This is a genomic window from Flagellimonas sp. 2504JD4-2 (assembly GCF_053642935.1).
Genome location: NZ_JBSIOV010000002.1, coordinates 666,425 through 691,739, shown reverse-complemented (window position 1 = coordinate 691,739; position 25,315 = coordinate 666,425). Strand labels below are relative to the sequence as shown.

The following is a 25,315-nucleotide window of genomic DNA, read 5'->3' as shown; positions in this document are numbered from 1 at the left end:
ATGATTAAAAAGGAGTGTCGCATTTAATTTTTCCCTAATTCAATGACTTCTAAATCCGATATATTTTCTCCATCGATTACAAAACGTAGCATTGTTCGCACACGATGCAAGCCATGTTTTCCACAGGCACCAGGATTCATATGGAGCAATTTCAGCTTTTTGTCGTTCATGACCTTTAGTATATGGGAATGTCCTGAGATGAACAGTTTTGGGGGATTCCTTTTTATCTCATCTCGTACCCGGACATTGTATTTGTCAGGATAACCTCCAATATGCGTGATCCAGACATCAACTCCTTCGCAGAAGAAACGGTTATGCTCCGGGAACTCCCTTTGGATTATATGGTCATCAATATTTCCAAAAACGGCACGGACCGGTTTCAATGCACTCAATTTGTCGGTGATTTCAAGCTTGCCGATATCCCCAGCATGCCATATTTCATCGGCTTGGGCAGCATATTTTAGAATGGAATCATCCATATGTCCATGGGTGTCTGAAAGCAGTAAAACTTTGGTCATAACGCTAAAAATATGCTAAAAAATTATAGTAAGATTTCTATTGGGTGGGATTAAAGTATCTTTAACAACTTAAAAGTAAGGGATCCAATTGAGATATTTTATCCAATTTTCTTATTTCGGAAAAGCCTATCACGGCTGGCAAAACCAACCCAACGCCATTACTGTCCAAGAGGTACTGGAGAAAGCACTTTCAACCTTGCTACGTGAAAATGTCGAAGTAGTAGGTGCCGGTAGAACTGATGCAGGAGTACATGCCAAGGAGATGTTTGCCCATTTTGATTCCGGTCCGTTGGAGAATGCGGAAGATCTTGTTTATAGATTGAATGCCTTTCTTCCAGAGGATATTGCTGTACGAAAAATAAATACTGTTCTTCCAGAGAGCCATGCCCGTTTTGATGCTGTGGAACGTACCTACGAATATTGGGTAATACAGGAGAAGAATCCATTTTATGTGGATTCGGCGCATTTGGTAAAACATCCTTTGGATATTGATGCCATGAACCAATCCGCCCAATATTTATTGGATCATGAAGATTTTGAATGCTTTTCCAAGTCAAATACAGATGTAAAGACCTTCATCTGTGACGTTAGAAAGGCCATTTGGGAGGTAAAAGAGGATAAACTGGTATTTACGATTTCCGCTGATCGTTTTTTGAGGAATATGGTTCGAGCGGTTGTGGGCACCTTGCTGGATGTAGGGCTTGGTAAAATGAAACCTGAGGAAATCAACGCTATTTTAGAAAGCAAGGACCGGCAAAAAGCAGGTGTTTCTGTACCCGCAAAAGGATTATATTTGACAAAGGTCTCTTACCCAAAAAAGATATTTAATGAGCAACAATGACGAGATAGGTAAAGCGTTTGATTTTAGTTTGTTCAAACGTGTGTTTGCGCACACCAAACCCTATAGGGTGACCTTTTGGGTGGTTGCTGTGGTTGCTATTTTATCTGCTGCCTTTGCGGTATTGACCCCTATTCTGGTGAGGAATATCATAAATGATGCACTTTCCAATAAAGACAGTGAGCTTTTGTTGATTACAGTGCTGGTCATGCTGGGAGTGCTGTTCGGCCAGGTAATTTGTCAACTTTCCTTCAACTATTATGCAAACCTGTTAGGGGAATCGGTCATCAAGGATATCCGGGTACGCTTGTTCCAAAAGATGATGGGTTTTAAAATGACCTATTTTGATAATTCATCGATTGGTGTTTTGGTGACCAGGGCGGTTGCTGATATGCAGCGGATTGGGGAAATATTCAGTCAAGGCTTTTTTGTGATCGTGGCCGATATGCTCAAAATGCTCTCAGGTGCAGCAGTAATGCTCTACATCAACTGGAAATTAGCCTTGATCGTATTTGCCATACTTCCGATAATTTTAATTGCAACACGATTGTTCCAACAAGCAATGAAGGTGGCTTTTATTGAGGTTCGTGCCCAGGTTGCCAATTTAAATTCGTTTGTGCAGGAACGCATTGCCGGAATGAAAATCGTGCAATTGTTCAACCGTGAGGAAATTGAAAAGGAAAAATTCCGTAAAATCAATGAGAAGCATCAAAATGCATGGTTAAAGACGGTTTGGTACAATTCCATCTTTTTTCCCATTGCAGAGATTTCCTATTCCATCGGTATTGGTCTGGTCGTGTACTTTGGGGTTATCCAAAACATTGAAAATGTAGGCCTAAATGACACAGGTTCCATTTTTGCCTTTTTCTTTTTGATGGATTTGTTATTCCGCCCTCTTCGTCAGATTGCGGACAAATTCAACACCCTACAGATGGGAATGGTTGCGGCAAATAGGGTATTCAAAATTCTGGATACCGATAGTCAGATTACTGATAATGGTACCTTGCAAAAAGATGATGTAAAAGGAAACATTCAATTTACGGATGTTCGATTTGGATATATCGAGAATGAGGAAGTACTCCATGGTATTTCCTTCAAAGTAAATGCTGGAGAAACGGTCGCCATTGTTGGAGCAACGGGCGCTGGGAAATCAACAATCATTAATTTATTGAATCGTTTTTACGAGATCAATTCAGGCGATATTTTAATCGATGGGCACAATATTAAGGAGTATACCTTGAGCTCACTGCGTTCCCATATTGCGATTGTTTTGCAGGATGTATTCCTGTTTGCCGATTCCATTGCCAACAACATATCGCTTCGGGATGAATCCGTTACCCTCTCGGATATTGAAGCTGCCGCCAAGCAGATTGGAGTGCACGAGTTTATTTCAAGTTTACCAGGAGCTTATCAATACAATGTGAAAGAACGTGGAAGCATGCTCTCCAGTGGTCAACGTCAACTTATAGCTTTCCTAAGGGCCTATGTAAGCAATCCAAGCATTTTGATCCTGGATGAAGCCACGTCTTCGGTAGATACGTATTCAGAACAATTGATTCAACAGGCAACAGATAAGATAACCGCGGGAAGGACATCAATCATTATAGCCCACCGTTTGGCGACCATTAAAAAAGCCGATAAGATTATTGTGATGGATGCAGGTCAGATTGTTGAAATGGGCACCCATCAAGCATTGCTTAAGAAAGGCGGATACTACAATGATTTGTACGAAGCCCAATTTCTTGCCGAGGAAGTTGCCTGATTATTTTGGTCTAAAATCCTCAATGGTCATATGACCTGAGACAAGGGCAATTAGCACAACCAATATTCCTATTAATAGCATTACGATAACTAATAGAATCAAATACGCTAAACCCCGTAAAAAAGTGCTTAAAAATTTGGTCTCGTGAATTTTTCCCAAAACATAAAACTGGTATATCACAATCACTAATAGGAAGGACCAATTGAAGATATCGTACCGAATATCAAAAATTCCAAATAGAAGCAAGCATACAATAACCTGCACAAAGGAGGTTTGCCCGGTAATGTAGGCATTGGTGACAAGGTGTTCCGTGTAATTAAGTTTTTTCTTGTCCATAAAAAGTAACCAAGTCATTAAAGCATATATTGGCATAATTAAATATGACAAAAGACCTTGGTAGTCAAAGATAAATTCCATGTTGGTTGGCTGATTATCTGTAAAACTACTGTTGGTTAAGTTTACACGGTAGAGATTTCTCAGCACAAAAAACATAATCCCAGACAACGTAATGGCTATGGCAAAATAGCTGATGGGATTCATATATCTTTTTCGTGTCCCTGAAATATAGGTGTCGATGACATCTGCTGGTTTTGAAAACAGATGTCGGAAGGTTTTTATAAAGGTGTTGTCCAAATTGAACACCTGAAAACTTAAATCTTGGAAAACATTTTTTAAAGTAAGTCGGTTGCGCACTACCTTGGCTCCACATGCGGGACAATATCCAAAATCAGACCTTAATGTTGCTCCACAGTTTTTACATTCCATATTATTCCAAGTCCTTTTTCAAAAGATTGGTCAACTCCTCAAGTCCTTTATACGGAACAAATTCTCCATTTTTTATATAAGAAATAGACCCGGTTTCCTCGCTGACCACCAAACAAATGGCATCCGTCTTTTCTGTAATGCCAACTGCCGCACGATGACGTAACCCAAAACGTAAGGGGATATTTCTATCATTGGATACGGGTAAGATGACCCTAGTGGCGGTGATGTAATTATCCTGTATAATCGCGGCGCCATCATGCAATGGACTATTCTTAAAAAAGATGCTTTCCAAAATGGGTTGGGTAATTTCAATATTCATTTTATCTCCAGTTATCCTTACAAAATCCAAAGAATTGGTTCGTTCCATGACAATGATGGCTCCCGTTTTGTTAGAACCCATTTTTTCGCATGCCGCTACAACCGCATCCACATTGGTGTCACTGGGCATTGCTTCCTGCCGTAAAAACTTAAAATGTCTAATAAAACTGCGTTTGGAGGCAAAATTGGTAGAACCTATCATCAACAGAAACTTTCGAATTTCTTGTTGAAAGACTATGATTAAAGCGATCAATCCAATGTTCATGAATCCACCTACCATGCTGCTTATCATTTTCATTTGCAGCAATTCGGTCAATTTCCAAAGTGCCCAAACAATCACGATGCCAATAAAAATATTGATGGCAACGGTACCTTTGACCAGCTTATAGATGTAGTAGAGTAGGGCGGCCACAAGCACAATGTCTATGACATCTGTGATTTTGAATTCAAGAAAATTTAGAAAATCCAACCGCGGTGTTTTTGTAAAATTAGCAAAAATAGAAGAACCAAAAATTAGAGGGCATTGGCTTTCAATGCTTCAATAAGCTTTGCACACTCCTGTGCTTCTTTAACGTCGTGTACCCTTAAAATATTGGCGCCTTTCAACAATGCTACTGCGTGCAGTGCCGTGGTCCCGTTCAGAGCTTCCTTCGGGGATGAATCCAGAACTTTATAAATCATCGATTTTCGGCTAAGGCCAATCAATAAGGGAAGTTCAAATGTTTTAAAAAGATCTAGATGGTTTAAAAGGGTATAGTTTTGTTCCGTAGTCTTGGCGAAACCAAAACCGGGATCAATGATCAGGTCGTTGATTTTATGTGCCGTGGCTTCTACAATTTTTTCAGAGAAGTACAATCGAAGATCTTTGATCAAATCATTGTAAACCGCCTTTTTCTGCATGGATTGAGGAGTGCCCTTTAGGTGCATCATAATGTAGGGAACTTGATATTTGGCAACTGTAGCAAACATTTGGGCATCCAAATTTCCTGCGGAAATATCATTGATCAAAGAAGCACCTCGTTGTATACTTTCGGATGCTACCTTGCTTCTAAAAGTATCTATGGAAATCAATGTTTCGGGAAAGTTCTTTAGAATAAGCTCCAATATGGGAAACAATCGTTTCAATTCTTGATCTTCGATGACATGCTCGGCCCCCGGTCTTGAACTGTAAGCGCCCATATCTATAAAAGTAGCACCATCAGAGAGCATTTTTTCCACTTGCCTTAGTATGTTGGCTTCATCTTTAAACTTCCCTCCGTCATAAAAAGAATCGGGGGTAAGATTCAAAATACCCATAATTTTGGGTGTCGTAAGATCAACAAGGGTTCCTTTACAGTTTATGGTCATAAAGAATATGTGCTTTGATGGGTTTGATTATCTTTGGCACGGTGTTCCGCAGGGCACCGTAGTTTGGACGAAATTTACGCAAATTAGCAAGAATACATGCAGCACACCTCCCAGCAATATGATGAAGTGATCAACACCTGTCGGGAACTGTTTTTAAAGAAAGCCAAAGATTATGGTACCGCTTGGCGGATACTGAGGCTTCCATCACTGACCGACCAGATTTTTATTAAAGCGCAGCGGATACGAAGTTTACAGGAAAATGAGGTCCGTAAGGTTGATGAAGGTGAGCGATCTGAGTTTATCGGAATCATCAATTATTCTATCATGGCTTTGATCCAACTGAAAAAGGGCGTAGTAGAGCAACCAGACCTTTCTGCAGATGAAGCCGTTGAGCTTTACGACAAAGAAGTAGCGATGACCAAGGAGTTGATGGAGAACAAGAACCATGATTATGGTGAGGCTTGGCGTGATATGCGCGTAAGTTCCTTGACCGATCTAATACTTCAGAAACTACTTCGGGTAAAGCAGATAGAAGATAATCAAGGAGCCACTTTAGTGAGTGAGGGTATAGATGCCAACTATCAAGATATGGTTAATTATGCTGTTTTTGCACTTATTCATATGAGTGAAAATTCCCAAGAAGTATGAAATATTTAGTGTGGATTTCTAGAATTTTTGTTGGAGTCTTATTCATCATAAGTGGACTCATCAAACTGAATGATCCTGTTGGGTTCTCCTTCAAATTGGAAGAATATTTTAGCCAAGGGGTACTGGATTTGCCATTCTTGATGCCTTTGGCATTGGCAATTTCCATTTTTGTTGTCATAGTTGAGGTAATTTTGGGAGTGCTTTTGTTGATTGGGTTTAAACCAAAATTTACTATTTGGAGCCTGTTAGCAATGATTATCTTTTTTACGTTTCTTACCTTTTATTCGGCTTATTTCAACAAAGTGACGGACTGTGGTTGTTTCGGGGATGCCGTGAAACTGACCCCATGGGAATCTTTCACCAAAGATGTGATTTTATTGGTGCTGATACTGATTTTGTTTTACGGCCAAAAATATATCACCCCCTTGTTCAATCTAAAGACCAATTGGATTATCGCTGGGGTCTCCCTGGTGGCGTGTATCCTATTTGCAAATCAAGTGCTCAATCATTTGCCATCGGTAGATTTCAGACCCTATAAGATCGGAGCAAATATTCAAGAGGGGATGAGCGTACCTGAAAATGCTCCAAAGCCCGTATACGAATACGCATGGCAATTTAAAGTTAATGGAGAAGACAAAATTGTGGTCACTAACGGAGAGTATCCACAAGTAGATGGCGAGTTTATGGGTGTCGAAACCACCGAAATTCAAAAAGGATATGAACCTCCCATTCATGATTTTACCATCGAAAAGGGTGGTGAGGATAGGGCTTCTTCCCTTTTGGAGGAAGATAAATTGGTCATGGTAATTGCTTATGACCTGGCAAAGAGTAATTATGGTGCTTTTTCAGATGTTGCCAAAGCCACCTCAAAAGCAAAGGAAAAGGGATATACCGTCATTGGAATGTCTGCGTCTAGCAATGACAGAGCCAATCAAATCAAATCGGAATATGGGTTGGACTTCGATTTCTATTTTACCGATGAAACCACTTTGAAGACCATAGTTCGGTCCAATCCTGCGGTTTTGGTCTTGGAAAAGGGCACAATTTTGCAGAAAGTCCATTATAATGATCTAGACGAGCTAAAGTTTTAGTGTTTGTGGTTTTTCTGTTTTAAAGTGATATGATATGGGAAGGGTTGACAGTTTTGAGGAGTTAGAGGTTTGGAAAGTTTCCAGAGAAATATGTCAATTCGTAGAAGAATTATTTCAAGATACTGATCTAGAAATCAATAAAATTGGAGCTTTTATGTACTACCTTCGCAATTCTGAAATTAAAGGAATAAAATTCAAAAAAAATAATTGAAAGTTATAAATAACACCAAACAGAATAACTAAATAACAAGAACAATGAGAACCCAAATAGTTGCTGGTAACTGGAAAATGAACAAGAATCTTGAGGAAACGGAAGCATTGTTGTCTGAACTTTCCGCTAAGCTTCCTGATACGCACGCTGAAGTTATAGTAGCTCCAACTTTTGTCAACTTGGCGCAAGCACAACGGAGTTTGCAATCGTCCACAATTCAAGTTGCAGCGCAAAATATGCACTTTGCAGATAATGGAGCTTACACCGGGGAAATTTCTGCGGATATGCTTTTAAATATTCATGTAGATACAGTAATTCTCGGACACTCGGAAAGGCGTTCGCTTTTTGGAGAAACCGATGACCTTTTGGCGAAAAAGGTAAAAACTGCCTTGGATAAGGAAATGACCGTTATTTTCTGTTTTGGGGAAGAGCTGGATGAAAGAAAATCTGGAAATCACTTTTCCGTGGTCGAAAGTCAATTAAAAAACGCCCTTTTCGATTTGGATCAGGCGGCATGGAAAAATATAGTTTTGGCCTACGAACCTGTTTGGGCGATCGGAACGGGTGAAACTGCAAGTCCTGAACAAGCCCAAGAAATGCACGCTTTTATCAGAAAAACAATTGCTGAGGCTTATAACGATTCCATTGCTAACGTCGTTTCCATTCTATATGGAGGAAGTGTAAAACCAGCCAATGCATCCGACATTTTCTCAAAACCGGATGTAGATGGTGGTCTTATCGGTGGCGCTTCGCTAAACGCGGATGACTTTATTGCCATCATCAAGGCCATCTAATATCTGATTTAGTGTGACCTACATCGAATACAACTTCAAAGTCAATCCTTTACAACCTGCAACCGATATTTTAATTGCAGAACTAGGAGAAATTGGTTTTGAAAGTTTTGTGGAAAATGATACCGGGGTGTTGGCCTATGTGCTCAAGACTGAATGGCAAGAAACCACTCTGGACAGTTTGTATATTTTACAACACCCTGACTTCAAAATAACTTGGTCCAGCAAAGAAATTGAACAACAAAATTGGAATGCTGAATGGGAAAAGAACTTTCATCCCATAACGGTCGGTGATAGATGTGTTGTTAGGGCTCCTTTCCATGAGTCCAAAGAAGTGGAATATGACATTGTCATAGAACCAAAGATGAGCTTTGGAACAGGTCACCACGAAACCACCTATATGATGTTAAAGCATATTTTGAATTCTGATTTTGATAAGAAATCGGTGTTGGATATGGGATGTGGCACTGGGGTTTTGGCAATCTTGGCGGAAATGAGGGGAGCAGAAAGATTGGATGCCATTGATATCGACGAATGGTGTTTTTTGAATTCCAAAGAGAATGTGGAACGGAACCATTGTGGCAAAATAGCCGTTTATCAAGGGGAAAGTAGTTTGCTCGCGGAAAAGAAATATGATATTATCCTGGCCAATATCAATCGGAATATTTTGTTGGACGATATTCCCATCTATTCGAAATGCCTGAATGAAGGAGGGGAACTCTTTCTAAGCGGATTTTACATCCAGGATTTGGATGTAATCTCTTCAAAATGTGGGGAATATGGGTTAAAATTTGCAAAAAAGTTGGAAAAGAACAATTGGGTTTCGGCAAAATATGTAAATTAGAATTGATTAATTCCACAATCATGGGTATCAAGGAGAAAGTATCGGAGGAGCTACTTTTAGAGGAAGAGGTTTTAAAACAGAATGAAATAGTCCTTTTCAATGACGACGTCAATACATTTGATCATGTTATTGATACGTTGATCAAAGTATGTGACCATACCCCAGAACAGGCGGAACAATGCTCGCTGATAGTACATTACAATGGAAAATGTACCGTAAAAACAGGGGAATACTCTTACCTTAAACCCAGATGTTCCAAACTTTTGGAAGCCGGCCTCAGCGCTGAGATCGTTTAATTGATTTTATACATAATATTCGATTAACCCTTCCTTTTCATTTTAAGACTACTTTTGCAACCGGTAGCGGTAATACAAACGATTTATTCTTTAAAAGAAAATGGGCGAATTTTTTAGAGCAGAATTAAAAGACCGTTTTCTAAAATATGCCTTGGACCGTAGGGACTATTTTGAGGTCAGAACCCTGTACGACGAATTTCTGCGTCCAAATTATAGTCATGATTTTGTTGAAAAATTGATTAAGGAAATCCAAGATTACGATGCTGGATTGTTGGATATCATGGGCGGCAATGGCGTTGAAATCTTTATGCTGGCCTCTACAAAGAATACGCAGCAATTTTTGAATGCTGGCGGATTTAAGGACATGCATGTTAAGGAAGAGGAAAAATGGGATACCTTGTTGAACCAGCTTGCCCCAAGTGCTAAAATATCCAGGGATGAAGGGAAAATATCTCAAAAGAATTCAGGGAAAAACAAAAGAGAAAAGACATTATTGATTGTTTTGATTTCCGCAATCGGAATAAGCTTTGCTTTCACACTTTTTAGCTTGATTTACAATTCCCTGCTCAAACCGGAATATGTTCCAGCCGATGAATTCGAGAGAAAATTGGAACAAGTGCGTGCCGAGTACATCCAGGAAAACGAAAAACTGAAATCTGAATTGGAGCGCACCCAAATGATTATTGACTCCCTACAGAAAAGCTCTGACGCCAATTAAGGGTTGGCGGACCTAAAATGTTCGCACAATCTCCAGTTTTTCGTTGAGTTCTATTGACCTCCCCTTTTCAATATCAAAATCCTTGACAATAGCACCATACCGAACTTTTAGTTTGTTACCCAATTTGGAATGGATGATAGCAGTTTTAATCTTTCCATCTTGCCAATCAATATCCACCTGAAAACCGCCTCTAGCCATTAATCCGGAAACTTTACCTGTGGCCAAAACTTTCGGAAGCGCTGGTAATAGGCTCACCTCTCCGGCATGGGATTGCACCAAAATTTCTGCCAAGGCCGCGGTTGCACCAAAATTTCCATCTATTTGGAAAGGAGGGTGGTCGTCAAACAAGTTGGGATAGGTTTTATGGGCCCATAGATCGACCAAATTTTCCCAGACTTTGTCTCCATTCAACAGGCGGGCATAGAAATTCATGATCCAGCCCTTGCTCCAACCTGTGTGCCCACCACCTTCTTTTAAGCGGGCCTGTATCACTTTTTTGGCCGCTTCCATATATTCGGGACTATCGTTCCAATTAAACTCGTTTGAAGGATGAAGCCCGTATAAATGGGAAATATGTCGGTGTCCCGGCCAAACTTCCTTCAAACGCTCATCGGACCATTCCAAAATTCTTCCATCCTTGCCTATTTTGGACGGTGTAAGATTGGATAATTGTTGTTCCAGTTTTTTTCTGAATTTTTTATCGATTCCGAGGACTTTGGATGCGGATATGGTTCCGTTAAATAGATGGCGGACAATCTGCAAATCCATAGCTGGTCCCATAACCAAAGAAGCACTACCACCGTCTGGCGTAAAGAATTTATTTTCTGGCGACATGGAAGGACCAGTGACCAACATTCCGGTTTTGGGATTTTCGACCAAGAAATCAGACAAAAACGCTGCTGCTTCCTTCATAACGGGATATCCCAAATCTTTGAGAAAAGCTTTGTCTTCGGTAAACAAGTAATGTTCCCAATAATGTGTGGCACTCCAAGCGGCTCCCATGGGCCAAGCACCCCATTCTGGTTTGCCATTTGGGTTGGTAAACTGCCAAACATCCGTAGTGTGATGTGCTACAAAGCCCTTCATGTCGTAAACGTTCTTGGCCGTTTGACGTCCTTTCTCTCGCAGGCCCGCTATAAACTCCAAAAATGGTAAATGAAGTTCGGAGAGATTGGTTATCTCCGATGGCCAATAATTCATTTGAATATTAATGTTGATATGATAATCGGAATTCCATGGCGGTGTAAGTCCATCTGCCCAGATACCTTGCAGATTGGCTGGCAGACTTCCAGGACGAGAGCTACTAATGAGCAAATATCTTCCGAACTGAAAATACAATGAGGCCAGTGAAGGGTCGTTTACCCCTCTTTTTTGTGCATCAACGCGCTCGTCGGTGGCGAAACCAGCAGCTGCGGATGGAAGGATTTCCAGCTTCACTCGATTAAAGTATGATTGATACTCCGTTATGTGGTCGGACAGTATTTTTTCATAGCTACGACCATTAAGTTTCTGAATCGTTTCATCGCATAATTGAGCTGGGTCTTTTTTTCGAAAATCAGTGCCCACAACCAATCGTAGTTCCAATTCATCTGCATTCTTAACGACAAATTGATTATCGATGACCTCGATTGACCCGGATTTGGCCATGACCTGCAATCGTGCTTCATATTTAACACCCTTTCCATCACTCAGATGTTGGGTCATTATGAGCATGTTATCCCGTACAGCAAGCTTTTCTCCATCCCCAGGTCTGCTCAAACCAACAGTGCAGTTGATTTTCCCAGGTTCACTAGCATTGGTTTTTACGACAAGGGCTTTGTCCACCGCACTGGAAAATACTGTTCGGCTATAGGTGACGCCATTGGCACTATACCGTGTATTGCTTGTCGCATTGGTAATATCAAGGTCCCTATAATAGTCGGATGCATTTTCGATGCCATCAAATGTGAGTGTTATGTCTCCCAGCGTTTGGTAGGTATTGGTGTTTGAGGGTAATCTGGGGGTCAGTACCTGTTCTGTATATAGTTTTTCAGCTTCGGTATACTTGCCTACAAAGAGCAGGGCCCTGATTTCATCAATATATTTATGGGCTCCAATTCGGTCTTTGTATTCATCACCCTTGGTCCAAATGGTTTCCTCATTGATCTGGATTCGTTCCTCCTGTATTCCGCCAAAAACCATGGCACCGATGCTACCATTTCCAACAGGTAAAGCTTCGTTCCAATTGGCCGCAGGTCGTTTGTACCAAAGTTTAAGGTTATCCGATGTTTGGGCCGTGATTTGATGCCCTCCCATCAAAATAATCGCTGCGAGGCATATGAATTTATGCAGGTTTGATAGTTGAAGTGTTTTGGTTGACATGAATGAAATGCTAATACGTTCTAGAATTATTCTTTGCTCAATGCTTGAAGCATTCGCTTTCTTTTTTTTTCTGAAATCACCAATATTGGTGTCATAGTGTTCAAAATTGTACACGGTAATATTCACCATTTCCTTGGCTTCACTAGCATACATTTTTAGAGGTTGATGACCATATTATTTAACATTACTGATTTTAAAGCTCCATGCATGCTGGCAGGGCAATTCATCATAAGTCAAACTGGGCACCTCTATGGTTAGCTCCCCATTTTTATAATCATAGTTTAAATTACCATTATGGCCTAAAAGTTGGACCGTGGTATTTTTGGTAGGTTTTACCCCTTTAATAATGAGTTTGTCCTTGGGAAACTTTGGGGATATGGCAAATACATCATCACCTTTACTTGTGAAAAACAATTCTTTGGCTGCCTTACCGGGATCTGGATCAACAGTCTGTTTCAAAATATAATCTCCACCCAGATAGTGTGTACTTTTCTTAAATTTTCTATCCCCGGCCGACCACTGAATGGGTGTTTTCCATTTGCGTGTGTCATAAATGGCATCTCCATTGATTTTAAGCCATTCACCCATTTCCAACAGCCTTTGTTGCATAATAGGAGGGATGCTACCCCTGCCATCGGGTCCAATATCCAATAACAGGTTACCGCCATTGCTGACAATATCAACAAGCATTAACAATAAGGTTCGAGTGCTGTTATAATCCGAGGCATCTTCATTTTGGTTATATCCGAAGGAAAAGCCCATTCCTCTGCATTCTTCCCAAGGCTTGTCAAAAGTTTTCCCGGCCTCATATTCAGTGGTATAGTATCCTCCATGTTTTTGGCGAATGCCCTTGCCCCAACGGTCATTGATAACCACTTTGTCCTTGACACTGGATTCATTGAACAACCATGCCATGAGTTCTGGAGTTTTCCATTTTTCATACTCCATGTCCCATTCCCCGTCACCCCAAAGCAGATCAGGCTGGTATTTTTCCACTAGGTCTTTAAATTGTGGATGGAAATGGTCCTTTACAAAACGCTCTTTGTCGTTCTGCCACCATGGATGATACCATTCATAAAGGGAATAGTAAAAGCCCATTTTTACGCTCGTCTTTTTTACAGCATCTGAAAGCTCTCCTGCCAAATCCCGCTTTGCACCAGTTTCCATGCTGTTCCAAGCGAACCCCCTGTCATTGGCCTGTTCATTGGGCCAAAGGGTAAAACCATCGTGGTGTTTGGACGTCAACACAACATATTTGGCACCTGAATCTTCAAAAAGTTGCGCCCATTCCGTGGGATCGTAGAGATCTGCGGAGAACTTATCGGCAAACTCGTAATAATCGAAATGGTCACCATAGGTCTTTTTGTGGAATTGGTATACCTCATCTCCTTTAAAATTACCATTACCGAAAAGCGCTTTGCTCTGCATCCAGTATTGGTACCATTCCGAATAGGTTCCTTTTGGAGACCAGGCGGGGACGGAATAAGGACCCCAATGAATGAAAATTCCAAACTTGGCATCTTCGAACCAATCGGCAACCGGACGCTTGTCCAAAGACTCCCAATTGGCTTCGTACTGCTGGGCATTGGCTTGTTTAGCAACAACTACCAAGGCAATTATGATTAATAATTTTTGAATGCGGGACATGTATTTCATAATAACTATTGTTTTTGGGCAACAATGTTGATCAAGGTGCCTATATGTTCTATTGTAATTTTTATTTCATCCTTGGGCTGCAGCGTAAAATCATCTGGCGGTACTAATCCGGTTCCGGTCATAAGAAAACATCCGGTAGGGAAATCACATTCCCTGAAAAGAAAACCAACCAATTCGATGTGGCTCCGTTTCATGTTGCTGATAGGGATCTTACCATAAAACACCTGCTGGTCGTTCCTTTGAATTTCCAATTCGATAATAGTGTTTGGGTCAATCGGTTTTTCTGGAACATATACACAAGGACCCAATCCGGCGCATCGCTCAAACACTTTGGCTTGGGGCAGGTACAATGGATTCTCTCCTTCTATGCTTCGGGAACTCATATCGTTACCAATGGTATAGCCTTCAATGGTTGCTTCAGAACTTATCCAAAGCGTGAGTTCTGGTTCGGGGACATCCCATTTTGAGTCTTTTCTGATGTTTACAAAATCATGGGTCCCCACAGTTCGATTCGCCAAAGCTTTAAAGAAAAGTTCAGGTCTTTCGGCTTCGTAGACTTTATCATAAAAAGTGTCACCGCCTGCTTTTTTGGATTCCTCCATTCGAGCTTCCCGACTTCGCATATAGGTAACCCCGGAAGCCCATATTTCCTGGTTCTCGATGGGAGCAACTATGGTCGAAGTGTCCAAGGTAGTACTTGGTTCTTGATGCTCAATCTCCGAAGACAAGGTGCTATGGAGATGCGTTCGGTTCATCAAAGCGGTCCAATCTTGGGTCTTTGATTTGTAGAAGCTGCCTTGCTTTTCTATGATGATACCTTTTGTGGTTTTGTATACTTTCATTGATTTCAAACTTTATAGTAGATCATAAATACTGTCGAACAGACCTCTAGTCAAAAGCATTCTTGATTTCATGTAATGATGTATGGAGCAAGCTAATACTCAGTGCATTCAACTTTTCTTCATCTCCAGTGAAATGAAAAGTTCTATGATAGTGCGTAAGGGTTTCGGTCGGGCCTAATTCAGCAGCTCTTGAGGAGCTTTCAAGCTCATAGAATGGCCCTAATTGGTCACCATTATCCAAGGGTCCATCATTATACGAGTTTATCGCATCACCTGAAAAGGGATGCTCTTGGATTTTCCATAAGGAATTTACGTAATCAAATTGATTTTCTTCCAAAGTGAACTGGGCAATGGACAAAACATTGTTGTCCGGGTCATAGCTTCCCATTACGGGCAGTGACCTTTTGGGGGAGAGCCCAATTTTGCTTCTTTTTTTGCCATCTGCCTTAAAAAAAAGTACACTATCGGCAACCTTCAATCTGTCCGAAGGTACTTTCCCGAAGTAATCATCAGTAACAATTTTACCAAGATTACTTTCTTCTCCTGTCTTGAATGGTACAACGACCACCGTCTTATCACCTGGTTTAAACATACTGAGTATCCAAATAGACAACAGGCCGGTTTCTTTGCTCCAAACGGTATTTCCGGTGTTGATAATGGAATTCTTGCTTTCAAATCCAACCACATCAACATCTGTAGGCAAAGCAATATTCAACGCTTCTGTTACATGTATACTGTTTAATAATCTGATGGTTCTCTCAATCTTAAGCTGAAAATTCTGATCGGAGTGATTGGTGAATTGCGTTTCTTTTTGAAATGAAGCTTCGGTGTCGGTCCTTTGGATTAACTCGAAGTTTTCTGTATCGATTGCGTCTGGAACTTTCCAGTTTTCAAAATCAAAGCTTGAACCTGGCTTAAAATAAATGGAGAATTGGCCTCCTTCGGGTCCGACCCAAAACCGCTCCTCACCACCAAAGGGGTTAAATTGATGGTTTGTCTTGCCAGACTTAATGTAATCATGGTTTATCCATCCAAAACTAGTCCCCTTATCTCCTGCAAAAGAACTTGTCATTATGCGTCCTTGGAGCTCAGGGGTAATCAAAATCTTGTTTTCTCCATTGGAAAGGATAAAACTGTTCGGGAAATGTTTTTTAATAAACATGGCATCATGCCCGAACGTTCCCTTTTCAAAAGTCTCAACCTTTGGTTCGGCCTCACTTGTTCTATTCTTACAGTTGGTTACACAAATCAATAGCAAGGGGAGTGCAAAGAACAATTTGGCTTTGTACGTAACTTTCATATGCGATCAATTCGAGGTTAAAATACTTTTGTTTGATTCAATTGTATATAAATCTTATGAATGAGCATAAGTTTTCGGCTTCAAGCTATACGCAGTGGAAATAATCAAAGTTTCCAGTGCGTACGTCACATATCTCCGCCTAACTTCAGGTTGATTTATGCGTTGAGCTTAATTCTTTTTGATTTTCTTAAAGTACTATAACCATAAAGCAAGGTGACTACAAAACATAGCATTGGTAGTACAAAAGAAAAATTCACCTCTGGCGTACCAAGAATTCGAACATCATCATAACCTGATCCACCAATGTCCAAAATCATCCCTTGGAATATGGGCATAAAGGCACCACCAACAATGGCCATTATCAGGAATGCCGAACCTGTTTTGGCATCGTCTCCAAGACCATTTAAGGCAATTCCATAAATGGTCGGGAACATTAGCGACATACAAAAGGAAACCATAACCAAACTGTATAGTCCTGGCATGCCCTGCAAGAAAATGGTGCCCAAGCAAAACATGATGGCCATTGAAGATAAAATCAACATGAGTTTTCCCGAATTGATATACTTCAATAAATAGGTGAAAATGAACCTGGCCAACAGGAAAATACCAAGGGCGGTATAAGCATAGTTAACAGCATCTTGGTTATTGATACCGATGTTTTCAGCATATTGATAAATATATGTCCAGCACATAATTTGTGCCCCTACGTAGAACGTTTGTGCAATAACCCCGCCAGTAAAATGACCCCTTTTGAAAATTCTTTTGATAGAGGCCCACATGTCGACAGCAGCATTCGATTCTTTCTTTTCTGGCATTTTTACCAAGGCGATGATAACCCCCATTAGCAGCACAAACAGACCTAAGCCTACATATGGATCACGAATTACCGCCAGATCAGAGGTTTTAACCACAGCTTTGGCAGATGCTGAAAGTGTTTCATATATACTGTTGCCATCGGCATCCACATCATCAGATTGTAATGCGCCAAGAATAAAAGTTTGTGCAACAAAGAGGCCGGATAAAGCACCGATGGGATTAAAGGCCTGTGCTAAGTTCAATCTTCTTGTTGCGGTCTCTTCAGACCCCATTGACATTATGAAAGGGTTGGCAGTGGTTTCTAAAAATGCTAATCCAAAGGTTAAAATGTACAATGCCATTAGAAAGAAAAAGTAGTTTTCCTTGGCTGCAGCTGGATAGAAAAGCAGCGCCCCGGCAGCATACAATGCCAACCCTACCAAAATGCCTGTCTTGTATGAAAATCTTTTAACAACATAAGCCGCGGGCAGCGCCATGGTAAAATATCCGCCATAAAAAGCTGCCTGTACCCAGGATGCCTGTGTGTTGTTCAGTTCCAGTATTTTTTTAAACGCCGAGACCATCGGATTAGTGATGTCATTGGCAAATCCCCATAGTGCAAAAAGCGAGGTGATAAGAATAAAGGGTAAGAGTATCTCTTTTTTTACAACCGTGGCGTTGTTGCTTTCCATAATAGTAGTCTGATTTAGTTATTTGGCCTATCCCGATGAATTGGATGCAATGGAAAATAGGCATCTAACAAATCTATTGGTTATCGCAGCATTTAGCCATTACTAAAATGACATCAATTGATACTTTTTTTGCTGAAAAATGCATCATTTAAAAAAAATGGAAAATCAGCAACAAGTTTTTATGCCTTAATGCAATAATCGATTTAGAAAAACAAAGTTTCAAAACTGTTGCGTTTGAAATAATCCGGCTTCTTCCGATCCCTAGTTTTGACTGATTATGGTCTTAATAAACACTGCCTCATCTTCGGAAAAAGGAGCCCCATCTTCCCTAAAAATGTCATGGAACCATACCTCTGGCTCATTGGTAAAGGGACTTTCCCAACTGCTCCACGGGTAGATGGTGTTGCTCTTACCGTTGACCAACCCCCAGTTATAGGCAGCAACCTTATGTTTTTTGAATATAGGTAGAATGGTTTCGAAGGTAGAACCTGCAGTCCGAGCCATATATTCGGTGCAGATTAAAGGTCGACCTGAGGCAGATAACATTTCTACCATCTTTTCTGTGGTCTCAGGTCCGTAATACGAATGGAAATTGATCACATCGGAGTTCTCGTAACAGAACTTATCGATAGCATCCATTTTGTTCAGGTCTAAATGTCCCGCGCGCCAAACATCTGAACAAATGGGTTGACTAGGGTTGATCTCCCTTGCCCATCCAAAAGCTTTTTGAAGAAGGACCAATGAATAGTCCATCTTGTTTTCTAACTCATTTTCACCGTAACTGGCCTGATTGGGATTGGCAGGTTCGTTGTACAAATCCCAAATCAACACCCTGTCGTCCTCGGCGTAGCGCACCATGGTCTGCTGAACATAGGCTTTTAAATCAGCTTCATAGGGAGCCAGATTTTTCAAGATTTCTATTCCGGGACTTTGCACCCATCCAGAATTATGGACCCCTTGTGTTGGTTCCGGCTGAATTCCTGGTTTTGGATTGGGATGCCATACATCATCAAAGAAAATAAGCATCACCCGTATGTTATGTTTTGAGCATATAGCCAAAAATTGATCCACCCTTTCATAAAAGCCGACTTTGTCCTCTTTCCATGGAAGGTAATGTAGAAATACCCTTAGTGTATTAAACCCCAAATCCTCGGCCCAGCCCAATTCTTTATCAATTAGTGCAGGAGAAAAAGTGTCCTTTTGCCACATTTCCAGCTGATTTATGGCATTGGAGGGCGCAAAATTGCAACCGACAAGCCAATCGAGTTCATTGTACCATGCATTTGCCCGTTCCATGGTCCATTGCCCCATAGGTCTTGATTCGGCAACTGCTTCGGCTGTTCCCTCTGTGGTATTGTCTTTTCTTTTTGTATTGCAGGATAACACAAGAAATACTAAGAACAGGATTGAAGTGACTTTTCCGATGTATTTTGATTTTATGCTCATATGGGATGACATTTTATTGATAAACTTTTACCCAATCAATAATCATGTTGACCGGAAGCTGTTCAAGATTTACATCTCCGACCCATGAACCGCCCAATTGCTGGTCAATTAAAATATAAAATGGTTGGTCAAAAGGCCATTGTGAAGGATCTACACCTTCGACCTTAGGATATGTGAAGGTCGGTTTTCCATTAAGGGTATACACCAATTTATCGGGATACCATTCCAACCCAAAGGTGTTGAATTCATCGGTATTGAATTTGGTGGTGCTATAGTATTGCGGATTTTCCTTTTGTTTCAATTCCAAGGTATAGTAGGAATGTGTGGTTTGATAAAAGACATCATCAAAATTGAGATGTTCCATGATATCTATTTCTCCATTTCTGGGATATTTTCCATATTTCCGCTGTTCTGAGAGCATCCACATGGCAGGCCAGGCTCCTTGCGCAGATTCTAGTTTAGCATGAATTTCAATTTTACCATATTGGAATGCAAACTTGCCTTTGGTATAGATTCCACCGGTAAGATGGGGTCTAGGGTCCTTTAAGGTATCCGTGTTTTTTATCCCGATCAAATAGAGTTTTCCATCTTTCCAATCAAAACACCTAGCATCCTTATCGGTCATTTGATCATTCCAATCCGATTTGCCTTGAGGGATTTTGGTCCATTTACTATCATCAAGTTTGGGGGAACTAAAGTGATCTTCCCATACCACCTTCCACTTTTTGTTATAGCGATGTTCTTTTTGAACATAAATGTCAGGGCCCGAGTCAAGGTTTTGGGTTGGTTTGCAGCTGAAATAGGTCAAACCCGTACATAATATTATGGTCAAAAATATTCTTTTCATACTGCACCTAAGGTTAGTCTTTAATAGTGGAATGCGTAACTTTTTCAATGATATTTTCTTCCAACTTCTGAAGAAATAAAAGTTCTGCACTGAACTGCCAGTCAAAAGATAAGGATTGATTGGCCAAGTGCACATGATGATCCTGGTCTAGGATGTAATCATCCGGTTTGGTAAGGATCCTGGTTTTTCCATAAGTGGTCTCAAATGTTTGGCGAAGTTCGCTGAATTGCTGTTTTAGTTTTGATAACCCTTCCAGAGTCTCCTTACGCTGCAGGTCGTCATTGGCTTGATCATACTTGTTCAATTGCAATAAGGCTTGATTGCTGTACCGCACCAAATTGTTTACTTGCTCATAGATTTCCAGATTGAAGGTATTTCTTTTGGCAACGGATTTCAAGTGCTCAATTTTGGCCCCAATGGTATCACAAACAGCTACAGTCTCTTGTGCTTCCTTGATTCGTTCCGCATACTTTTCAGCCCATTTTCCTGGTTCATTGGCATCTGGCATAGCAATGACCAATTTTTCCATGGCATTTGGAGTACTCATTAAATGATTGCGGCTATTTCCTTCCAACAACAAATTTTTCCAATTGCCAACAGGACTTTCCAAAAGGTCAATAAATCCAGATTGCTCATTAGAGGCGGCATCCGAAAACTCCCTATGAAGATAGGCCAATTTCAACTCATCTTTGGTACGTTTATTACCTGCCCAAGTATATTCGGAAAAGGCAAGAATACCTCTCATATAAAGTTCAAAATGTGGTGAATCATCATCCCAGAGCGTTAGCAAAAGTCCGTCCAATCCACTTGCTATGGAAGAAAGCGCGAAGGACTTGATATTGGCAATATTGCTTTCTCGCTGTGGCATCAAAACCCATCTAGTCTGCCCTGCTGTGGCACCCATTACCTGAAGACCATTATTGCTGAACCAGTCCATGGCTTTACTGTTGCCATAAGTTTCAGGGGAATGGTAGTTCCAGCGCATGTAAATGCAATTTTTGGGAAACTGATCCAAAAATTCAACCAACTTATGTTCGTTTGCTTCCCAAATCTTATCCACTTCTTCTTTACTTATCTCGGTATTGAACATGGGGTGGTATACTTCTGCATGCTTTAGCGGCATATCATCCCAAAAAATTGGAATACGATCGTGTTCTTTGGCAAATTGGCATACTTTGCTCAACCACTGTAATTGTAACTCCAAGGCGGACTTCCCGCTTCCTCTTCCCGTGGTATGTACCTCATCGCCACCAATATGTAGGTATTTACCATTTGGGGTCGCTTCCATGGCTTCTTCATAGAGATCAAACTGTACTTTATAGGTTTCAGGATCTAACGGATTGTAGGCCCAATCACTTGATGGGTCATCTCGAAGATGTTTGTACTCATCATGTTTTAGCACAAATGAAGAATGACCCAATCCTTGCATAAGCGGGCTGATTTCTATGTTTCGTTCTTGCGCATAAGCTGATAGTTTTTGCCATTCTTTTTTGGTTAGCGCATCGGCAGAACCAATTTTGGGATGACGCTCAAACTTGATTTTATCCTCTACTTCTGCAATGATTGCGTTGACTTTATAACTGGATAACTTATCAATCAACTGGTAGTAATAGTCCGTTTTTTCCAAATGATGTTTAATATCCAGATGAACAGAGCGGTAGGAGAGCAGGGGAAAGTCTTTGATTGTGCATAGCGGTAGATAAACATCCTGATCCGTGGCATCCGTTGCTATTTGTTCAAGGGTTTTGAAAGCATAGAAAAGCCCCGCTTTGTCCTTCCCAGTTAATATTATTTGATCTTCCTGAATTTCTAAAAAATAGCCTTCCGCGGGAATATCAAGTGTCTCATCAATCCAATAAGTTAATTGTGCGTCAGATTTTTTGTCCGCTTGACTAAGATGATCTAAAGCATCACCCAAAATAGGTAATGGACTATCTTTTTCGGAAAAGGCCAACTGTAATTGGTCCACTTTTAAATCGCTAATTCCCGTGATTTCAAACTCTTGGGGACAGGGAAGAATCTCGAAATCTCCGGGCTTTTTTTCTGCTTGGAATCCACAGGCATTTAGGACTGCAATTAAAAATATATAGGCGATTGTTCTTTGGATTTTCATATGGTTTTGTTTTGAAATCATGATTCAACCCGAACAAGATATGAAAAAGAATGTAAAAATGTGTACGATAACACAATTTGTTTTATTGCGCACATTTTTTGAAGGATCTGTTTTTTTAGGGTTTACGGTTCTATGAATGCTATTTAATTACTGCCCAGGTATAACTATTGGGATTGACGGTAATTTCCAATGGTATGGAATAATCCCTGTCCAAGGAATAATTTTGGGTTCTTCCATCTTCTGTTTGCACTTGGGTTTTGTCCGAAAGACCCGTATAGTATAATGGTACCTCGATGGTTTTCGTAATTTCTTTATCGGTAGGATTATAGACCATCAGCATCCCTTTTTCTTCACCCTGTGGATTTACACTTAACCAATAATCGATATCCCTGCCATCAGCCCTACGTAAATGGATAATATCACCTTCGAGCACTTCTCTGTGCTTTTTATACCATTTTACCACTCTGGAAACCATGGATTTGGTTTCATTGGAATCATATAGCCTTGGTCCACGGTAACACGCTTGTACACCTGCTCCAAGATTGCTTACCATCATCATTTCATAATGGGGGAGGTGTTCCTTAAGGGGTTCAATGGTTGCCGCAGCCCCGCCTCCATGATATTCTGTTAGAGGAACAAACATCCAACCCATGGAAGGTGTTTTTTGCCATGCTCCGTCATAAATATTTTGACGTGTATGGATGAGCTGCTGGTTGCGGGGAAGACTCCAATTGACTTCTCGATATCCCATTCCGCATTTATTTCCTCCTGTCATATAATAATAATCAGGGATGTTGAGATAGATTCCATTTGCGCGACACCACTGATAGAATTGTGAGATGGTTTCATATTGTTCCCAGCGCGAATCTTCAAAGCCTTTATGGCCTGGATGATCTTGAGAGGTGCAGACGTCTCCGGGATACGAGCCATCGTGTTCTAGTAGAGCAAATCCGGTTTTGTCGTAGAAATTATAGAGCTTTTTAAAATATTCCCGTCCCCATTCGCTTTCAATACATGGTGAATTGCCAAAAGTAGGACGTTGGCCAGGAGGCATAATTACATCATGACCTCCTCCTATTCTTCGAGAAGCAAGAAGGGAATATCCACCAATTTCAACGCCTTTACTTTTGGCATAATCGGCATATTTTTTCATTTTGGCCAGATATTCTTGACTGTCATCTTCAATATTGAATCCGCTCCCAAAAGTCAGAATTACCATTTCAAATCCAGCTTCAGAAGCTTGGTCAATAGCGGTTTTCACTCGTTCCCAGTCTGCAAAGCGAGCATGCATCATTAGCGGATTCTCGGTGGTCCATGGTGCCAGGGTACGGTACATTCTTCGTAGGGCCAAACCTTTTCTTTCCCTGTCATAACTGTCTTTGGGCATTACAAAGGTCCTGAAGGTTTTAAAAGTTTCACCAGGCGCAACGGTTTTGGCAGGTCCGACTTCTGGTCCAACGTTCAAGAGGCAGGGGGTAACACGGAGGTAATTTACCTGGGTATGATAATCCGGGTCTGGCAACCACCTCACCGCATGATGGTTGGCATCCTCGACATTAAAACTGGAAAAAGCATAATCGGTCTCCACATGGATGTTCGGTGTCGGGACATTGAATTCCCGGGTTTCCACTGCGGACCCGTATTCTACTGCGGCGATAATCTCACTAGTGAATTTATCCACCATAACGTCCGCATTACTATTGTTTTTGAGAGTCAGCCATTTAGCAAATACGGGAATTCCATCGTATAGTTCATAATGAACCGATAGGGTAATCGCCTCTTGATCGAATCCTGATGCATTATTTTTAGAAAGGCCCCCATATTCTGCATAATCAATGACCTGCATTCTTACCAGTTCTCCCAACTGCTCTTTATTGTCGATACCCTCACCTTTAGCATTGGTTTTACCAATTCTTACTAGTGACGGCATGGAATCGAACGGTTTCAATGCTTCAATGGTCCTCCAGTCCCCACCCTCGGGCCGTGCCTCACAAAAAACTGCTTTATCCGTGATGCGATAGCGGAGTTTCCAGGGTTTGGTCAAGTCCAACGCTTGACGTCCACCGGCTGCTTTGTTTTCCTTTTGACCATCCCATAAACCGAACATGGCTACTCCGTCGTCATAACTATTGCCCCCTGGGCGCAAATAAAACTTTACGGTTCTGTTAGGCCAGACCAAGGTGATACCAGGGCCATACACCTTGCTTTTATCCGTACCTACATTAAAAGTGGCCTCAACAATTTTTACGTCGTTGTCCAATTTTTTCTCCGCATACACTGACGTATTGGCAAGGGTGTATATTTCCCCTATTTTACCTTCGTTTTGAAATGATGAACGTTCATGGGTTTCGGAAAATGTGGTATTCCAAATAGCATCGAGACTATTAAAGTCTGTTTGATATAGGGCGTTCCTGCCATAGGAACTTGGAAGTAAGGCATCTCCAGCCAATAGATTTTGGGATTCGGGCATTTTGTAATCCATACGAAGATGTATACCCTTGGGCGGCCATTCAGAACCCTTGGTGTAGTTTCTGACCCGCTTCCATTCAAAAGGAGCCTTTGATTCACCTATTTCATATCCCATATATTGCATCGAAGCGGGGTCAGCGGTCAAATCCTCCAACCATTCGTGCTTAAGGAAGGCGTAGTTGGGCTGCCCTTTTAAACCACCGACCTCATAGTTGATCCCATTAACTTTAACAATGGCCTCAGGTTTAATTCCTCTTAACAATGATTCACCGGTAATTAGATTATCCAGTCGTACCGTAGCCGCATTGGGAGTTATTCGAAAAACCCGTCTCACAAGACCATTGGACATTTCAATTTCTTTGTCCGACAGTTTGACTTCAGCTTTGTATGACGAACCATCCAATAACCAATCGGTTTGTGCAGAAGCATTTTTTGCATTGAATAGAAAAGTCAGGATTGTCAGTGTTATGGAAAAATAACTAGTAGCTTTCATAGGGTGTCGGTTGAGGGCATTGATATTGGAATTATTAAAGTTGTTTACGGATGTGCATTAATCCCCATAGATTTGAAAAAAAAGAATAAAACGATAACGGTGCTTCACTAGATGGGAATCTAATTTCGCCAACTTCTATCCAGGTTCAAAATGG

Annotated in this window: 21 protein-coding genes; 8 read left to right on the top strand and 13 right to left on the bottom strand. The window is 41.0% G+C overall.

What is annotated here, in order from left to right; genetic code table 11:
* Positions 1–23: 23 nt before the first annotated feature.
* Entirely contained in the window at positions 24–518 is a 495-nt protein-coding gene (locus ACULLH_RS09785; protein ID WP_454088562.1) for a metallophosphoesterase family protein, read from the bottom strand.
* A gap of 88 nt (positions 519–606) precedes the next feature.
* Here ACULLH_RS09785 and truA point away from each other — a divergent pair, with 88 nt between their 5' ends.
* Positions 607–1,359 (top strand): tRNA pseudouridine(38-40) synthase TruA, encoded by a 753-nt coding sequence (truA, locus tag ACULLH_RS09780; protein ID WP_454088561.1) that lies wholly within the window; start codon positions 607–609, stop codon positions 1,357–1,359.
* The gene (locus ACULLH_RS09775; RefSeq protein ID WP_454088560.1) at positions 1,346–3,118 is read left to right on the top strand and encodes an ABC transporter ATP-binding protein; all 1,773 of its coding nucleotides are present in this window, start codon (positions 1,346–1,348) and stop codon (positions 3,116–3,118) included. Before truA ends, ACULLH_RS09775 begins: the two co-directional genes overlap by 14 nt.
* On the opposite strand, the gene ACULLH_RS09770 is transcribed toward ACULLH_RS09775, so the two are convergent.
* From ACULLH_RS09770 to folP, 3 genes are read right to left on the bottom strand one after another with little or no spacing between them, the layout of a single operon-like run.
* The gene (locus ACULLH_RS09770) at positions 3,119–3,883 is read right to left on the bottom strand and encodes a DUF3667 domain-containing protein (RefSeq protein WP_454088559.1); all 765 of its coding nucleotides are present in this window, start codon (positions 3,881–3,883) and stop codon (positions 3,119–3,121) included.
* A 1-nt stretch (position 3,884) separates the two neighbouring features.
* On the bottom strand, positions 3,885–4,670 hold the full coding sequence (gene cdaA / locus ACULLH_RS09765) for a diadenylate cyclase CdaA (RefSeq protein WP_454088558.1): 786 nt from the start codon (positions 4,668–4,670) through the stop codon (positions 3,885–3,887).
* A 44-nt stretch (positions 4,671–4,714) separates the two neighbouring features.
* Positions 4,715–5,548 (bottom strand): dihydropteroate synthase, encoded by an 834-nt coding sequence (folP, locus tag ACULLH_RS09760; protein ID WP_454088557.1) that lies wholly within the window; start codon positions 5,546–5,548, stop codon positions 4,715–4,717.
* Positions 5,549–5,644: 96 nt separating this feature from the next.
* Between folP and ACULLH_RS09755 the strand changes: the two genes are divergently transcribed.
* The 6 genes from ACULLH_RS09755 to ACULLH_RS09730 all read left to right on the top strand — a co-directional run bounded on the left by ACULLH_RS09755 (position 5,645) and on the right by ACULLH_RS09730 (position 10,147).
* Positions 5,645–6,196: a DUF1599 domain-containing protein gene (locus ACULLH_RS09755; RefSeq protein WP_454088556.1), complete on the top strand. Its 552-nt coding sequence runs from the start codon at positions 5,645–5,647 to the stop codon at positions 6,194–6,196.
* Positions 6,193–7,287: a BT_3928 family protein gene (locus tag ACULLH_RS09750; protein ID WP_454088555.1), complete on the top strand. Its 1,095-nt coding sequence runs from the start codon at positions 6,193–6,195 to the stop codon at positions 7,285–7,287. Before ACULLH_RS09755 ends, ACULLH_RS09750 begins: the two co-directional genes overlap by 4 nt.
* A 255-nt stretch (positions 7,288–7,542) precedes the next feature.
* On the top strand, positions 7,543–8,292 hold the full coding sequence (tpiA, locus tag ACULLH_RS09745; RefSeq protein WP_454088554.1) for a triose-phosphate isomerase: 750 nt from the start codon (positions 7,543–7,545) through the stop codon (positions 8,290–8,292).
* A 13-nt stretch (positions 8,293–8,305) separates the two neighbouring features.
* Complete coding sequence (gene prmA, locus ACULLH_RS09740) at positions 8,306–9,133, top strand: 50S ribosomal protein L11 methyltransferase (protein WP_454088553.1); 828 nt, start codon at positions 8,306–8,308, stop codon at positions 9,131–9,133.
* A gap of 20 nt (positions 9,134–9,153) precedes the next feature.
* The gene (locus ACULLH_RS09735) at positions 9,154–9,429 is read left to right on the top strand and encodes an ATP-dependent Clp protease adaptor ClpS (RefSeq protein WP_454088552.1); all 276 of its coding nucleotides are present in this window, start codon (positions 9,154–9,156) and stop codon (positions 9,427–9,429) included.
* A 100-nt stretch (positions 9,430–9,529) separates the two neighbouring features.
* The gene (locus tag ACULLH_RS09730) at positions 9,530–10,147 is read left to right on the top strand and encodes a hypothetical protein (RefSeq protein ID WP_454088551.1); all 618 of its coding nucleotides are present in this window, start codon (positions 9,530–9,532) and stop codon (positions 10,145–10,147) included.
* 12 nt (positions 10,148–10,159) lie between these two features.
* On the opposite strand, the gene ACULLH_RS09725 is transcribed toward ACULLH_RS09730, so the two are convergent.
* The 9 genes from ACULLH_RS09725 to ACULLH_RS09685 form a co-directional block, all read right to left on the bottom strand.
* The gene (locus tag ACULLH_RS09725) at positions 10,160–12,661 is read right to left on the bottom strand and encodes a glycoside hydrolase family 95 protein (protein WP_454088550.1); all 2,502 of its coding nucleotides are present in this window, start codon (positions 12,659–12,661) and stop codon (positions 10,160–10,162) included.
* A gap of 21 nt (positions 12,662–12,682) precedes the next feature.
* Positions 12,683–14,164 carry an alpha-L-fucosidase gene (locus tag ACULLH_RS09720; protein ID WP_454088549.1) on the bottom strand — a complete coding sequence of 494 codons (1,482 nt, stop codon included), beginning with the start codon at positions 14,162–14,164 and terminating at the stop codon, positions 12,683–12,685.
* A gap of 5 nt (positions 14,165–14,169) precedes the next feature.
* On the bottom strand, positions 14,170–15,006 hold the full coding sequence (locus ACULLH_RS09715) for a fumarylacetoacetate hydrolase family protein (protein WP_454088548.1): 837 nt from the start codon (positions 15,004–15,006) through the stop codon (positions 14,170–14,172).
* Positions 15,007–15,052: 46 nt separating this feature from the next.
* Positions 15,053–16,306 (bottom strand): DUF6786 family protein, encoded by a 1,254-nt coding sequence (locus ACULLH_RS09710; RefSeq protein WP_454088547.1) that lies wholly within the window; start codon positions 16,304–16,306, stop codon positions 15,053–15,055.
* Positions 16,307–16,461: 155 nt separating this feature from the next.
* Positions 16,462–17,793 carry an L-fucose:H+ symporter permease gene (gene fucP, locus ACULLH_RS09705; protein ID WP_454088546.1) on the bottom strand — a complete coding sequence of 444 codons (1,332 nt, stop codon included), beginning with the start codon at positions 17,791–17,793 and terminating at the stop codon, positions 16,462–16,464.
* 261 nt (positions 17,794–18,054) lie between these two features.
* The gene (locus tag ACULLH_RS09700) at positions 18,055–19,239 is read right to left on the bottom strand and encodes a cellulase family glycosylhydrolase (protein WP_454088545.1); all 1,185 of its coding nucleotides are present in this window, start codon (positions 19,237–19,239) and stop codon (positions 18,055–18,057) included.
* A gap of 13 nt (positions 19,240–19,252) precedes the next feature.
* On the bottom strand, positions 19,253–20,086 hold the full coding sequence (locus ACULLH_RS09695) for a glycoside hydrolase family 16 protein (RefSeq protein WP_454088544.1): 834 nt from the start codon (positions 20,084–20,086) through the stop codon (positions 19,253–19,255).
* A gap of 13 nt (positions 20,087–20,099) precedes the next feature.
* Positions 20,100–22,199 (bottom strand): family 20 glycosylhydrolase, encoded by a 2,100-nt coding sequence (locus ACULLH_RS09690; RefSeq protein ID WP_454088543.1) that lies wholly within the window; start codon positions 22,197–22,199, stop codon positions 20,100–20,102.
* Between the two features lie 139 nt (positions 22,200–22,338).
* Positions 22,339–25,161, bottom strand: coding sequence for a hypothetical protein (locus tag ACULLH_RS09685; protein ID WP_454088542.1), 2,823 nt, complete (start codon positions 25,159–25,161; stop codon positions 22,339–22,341).
* Positions 25,162–25,315 lie beyond the last annotated feature (154 nt).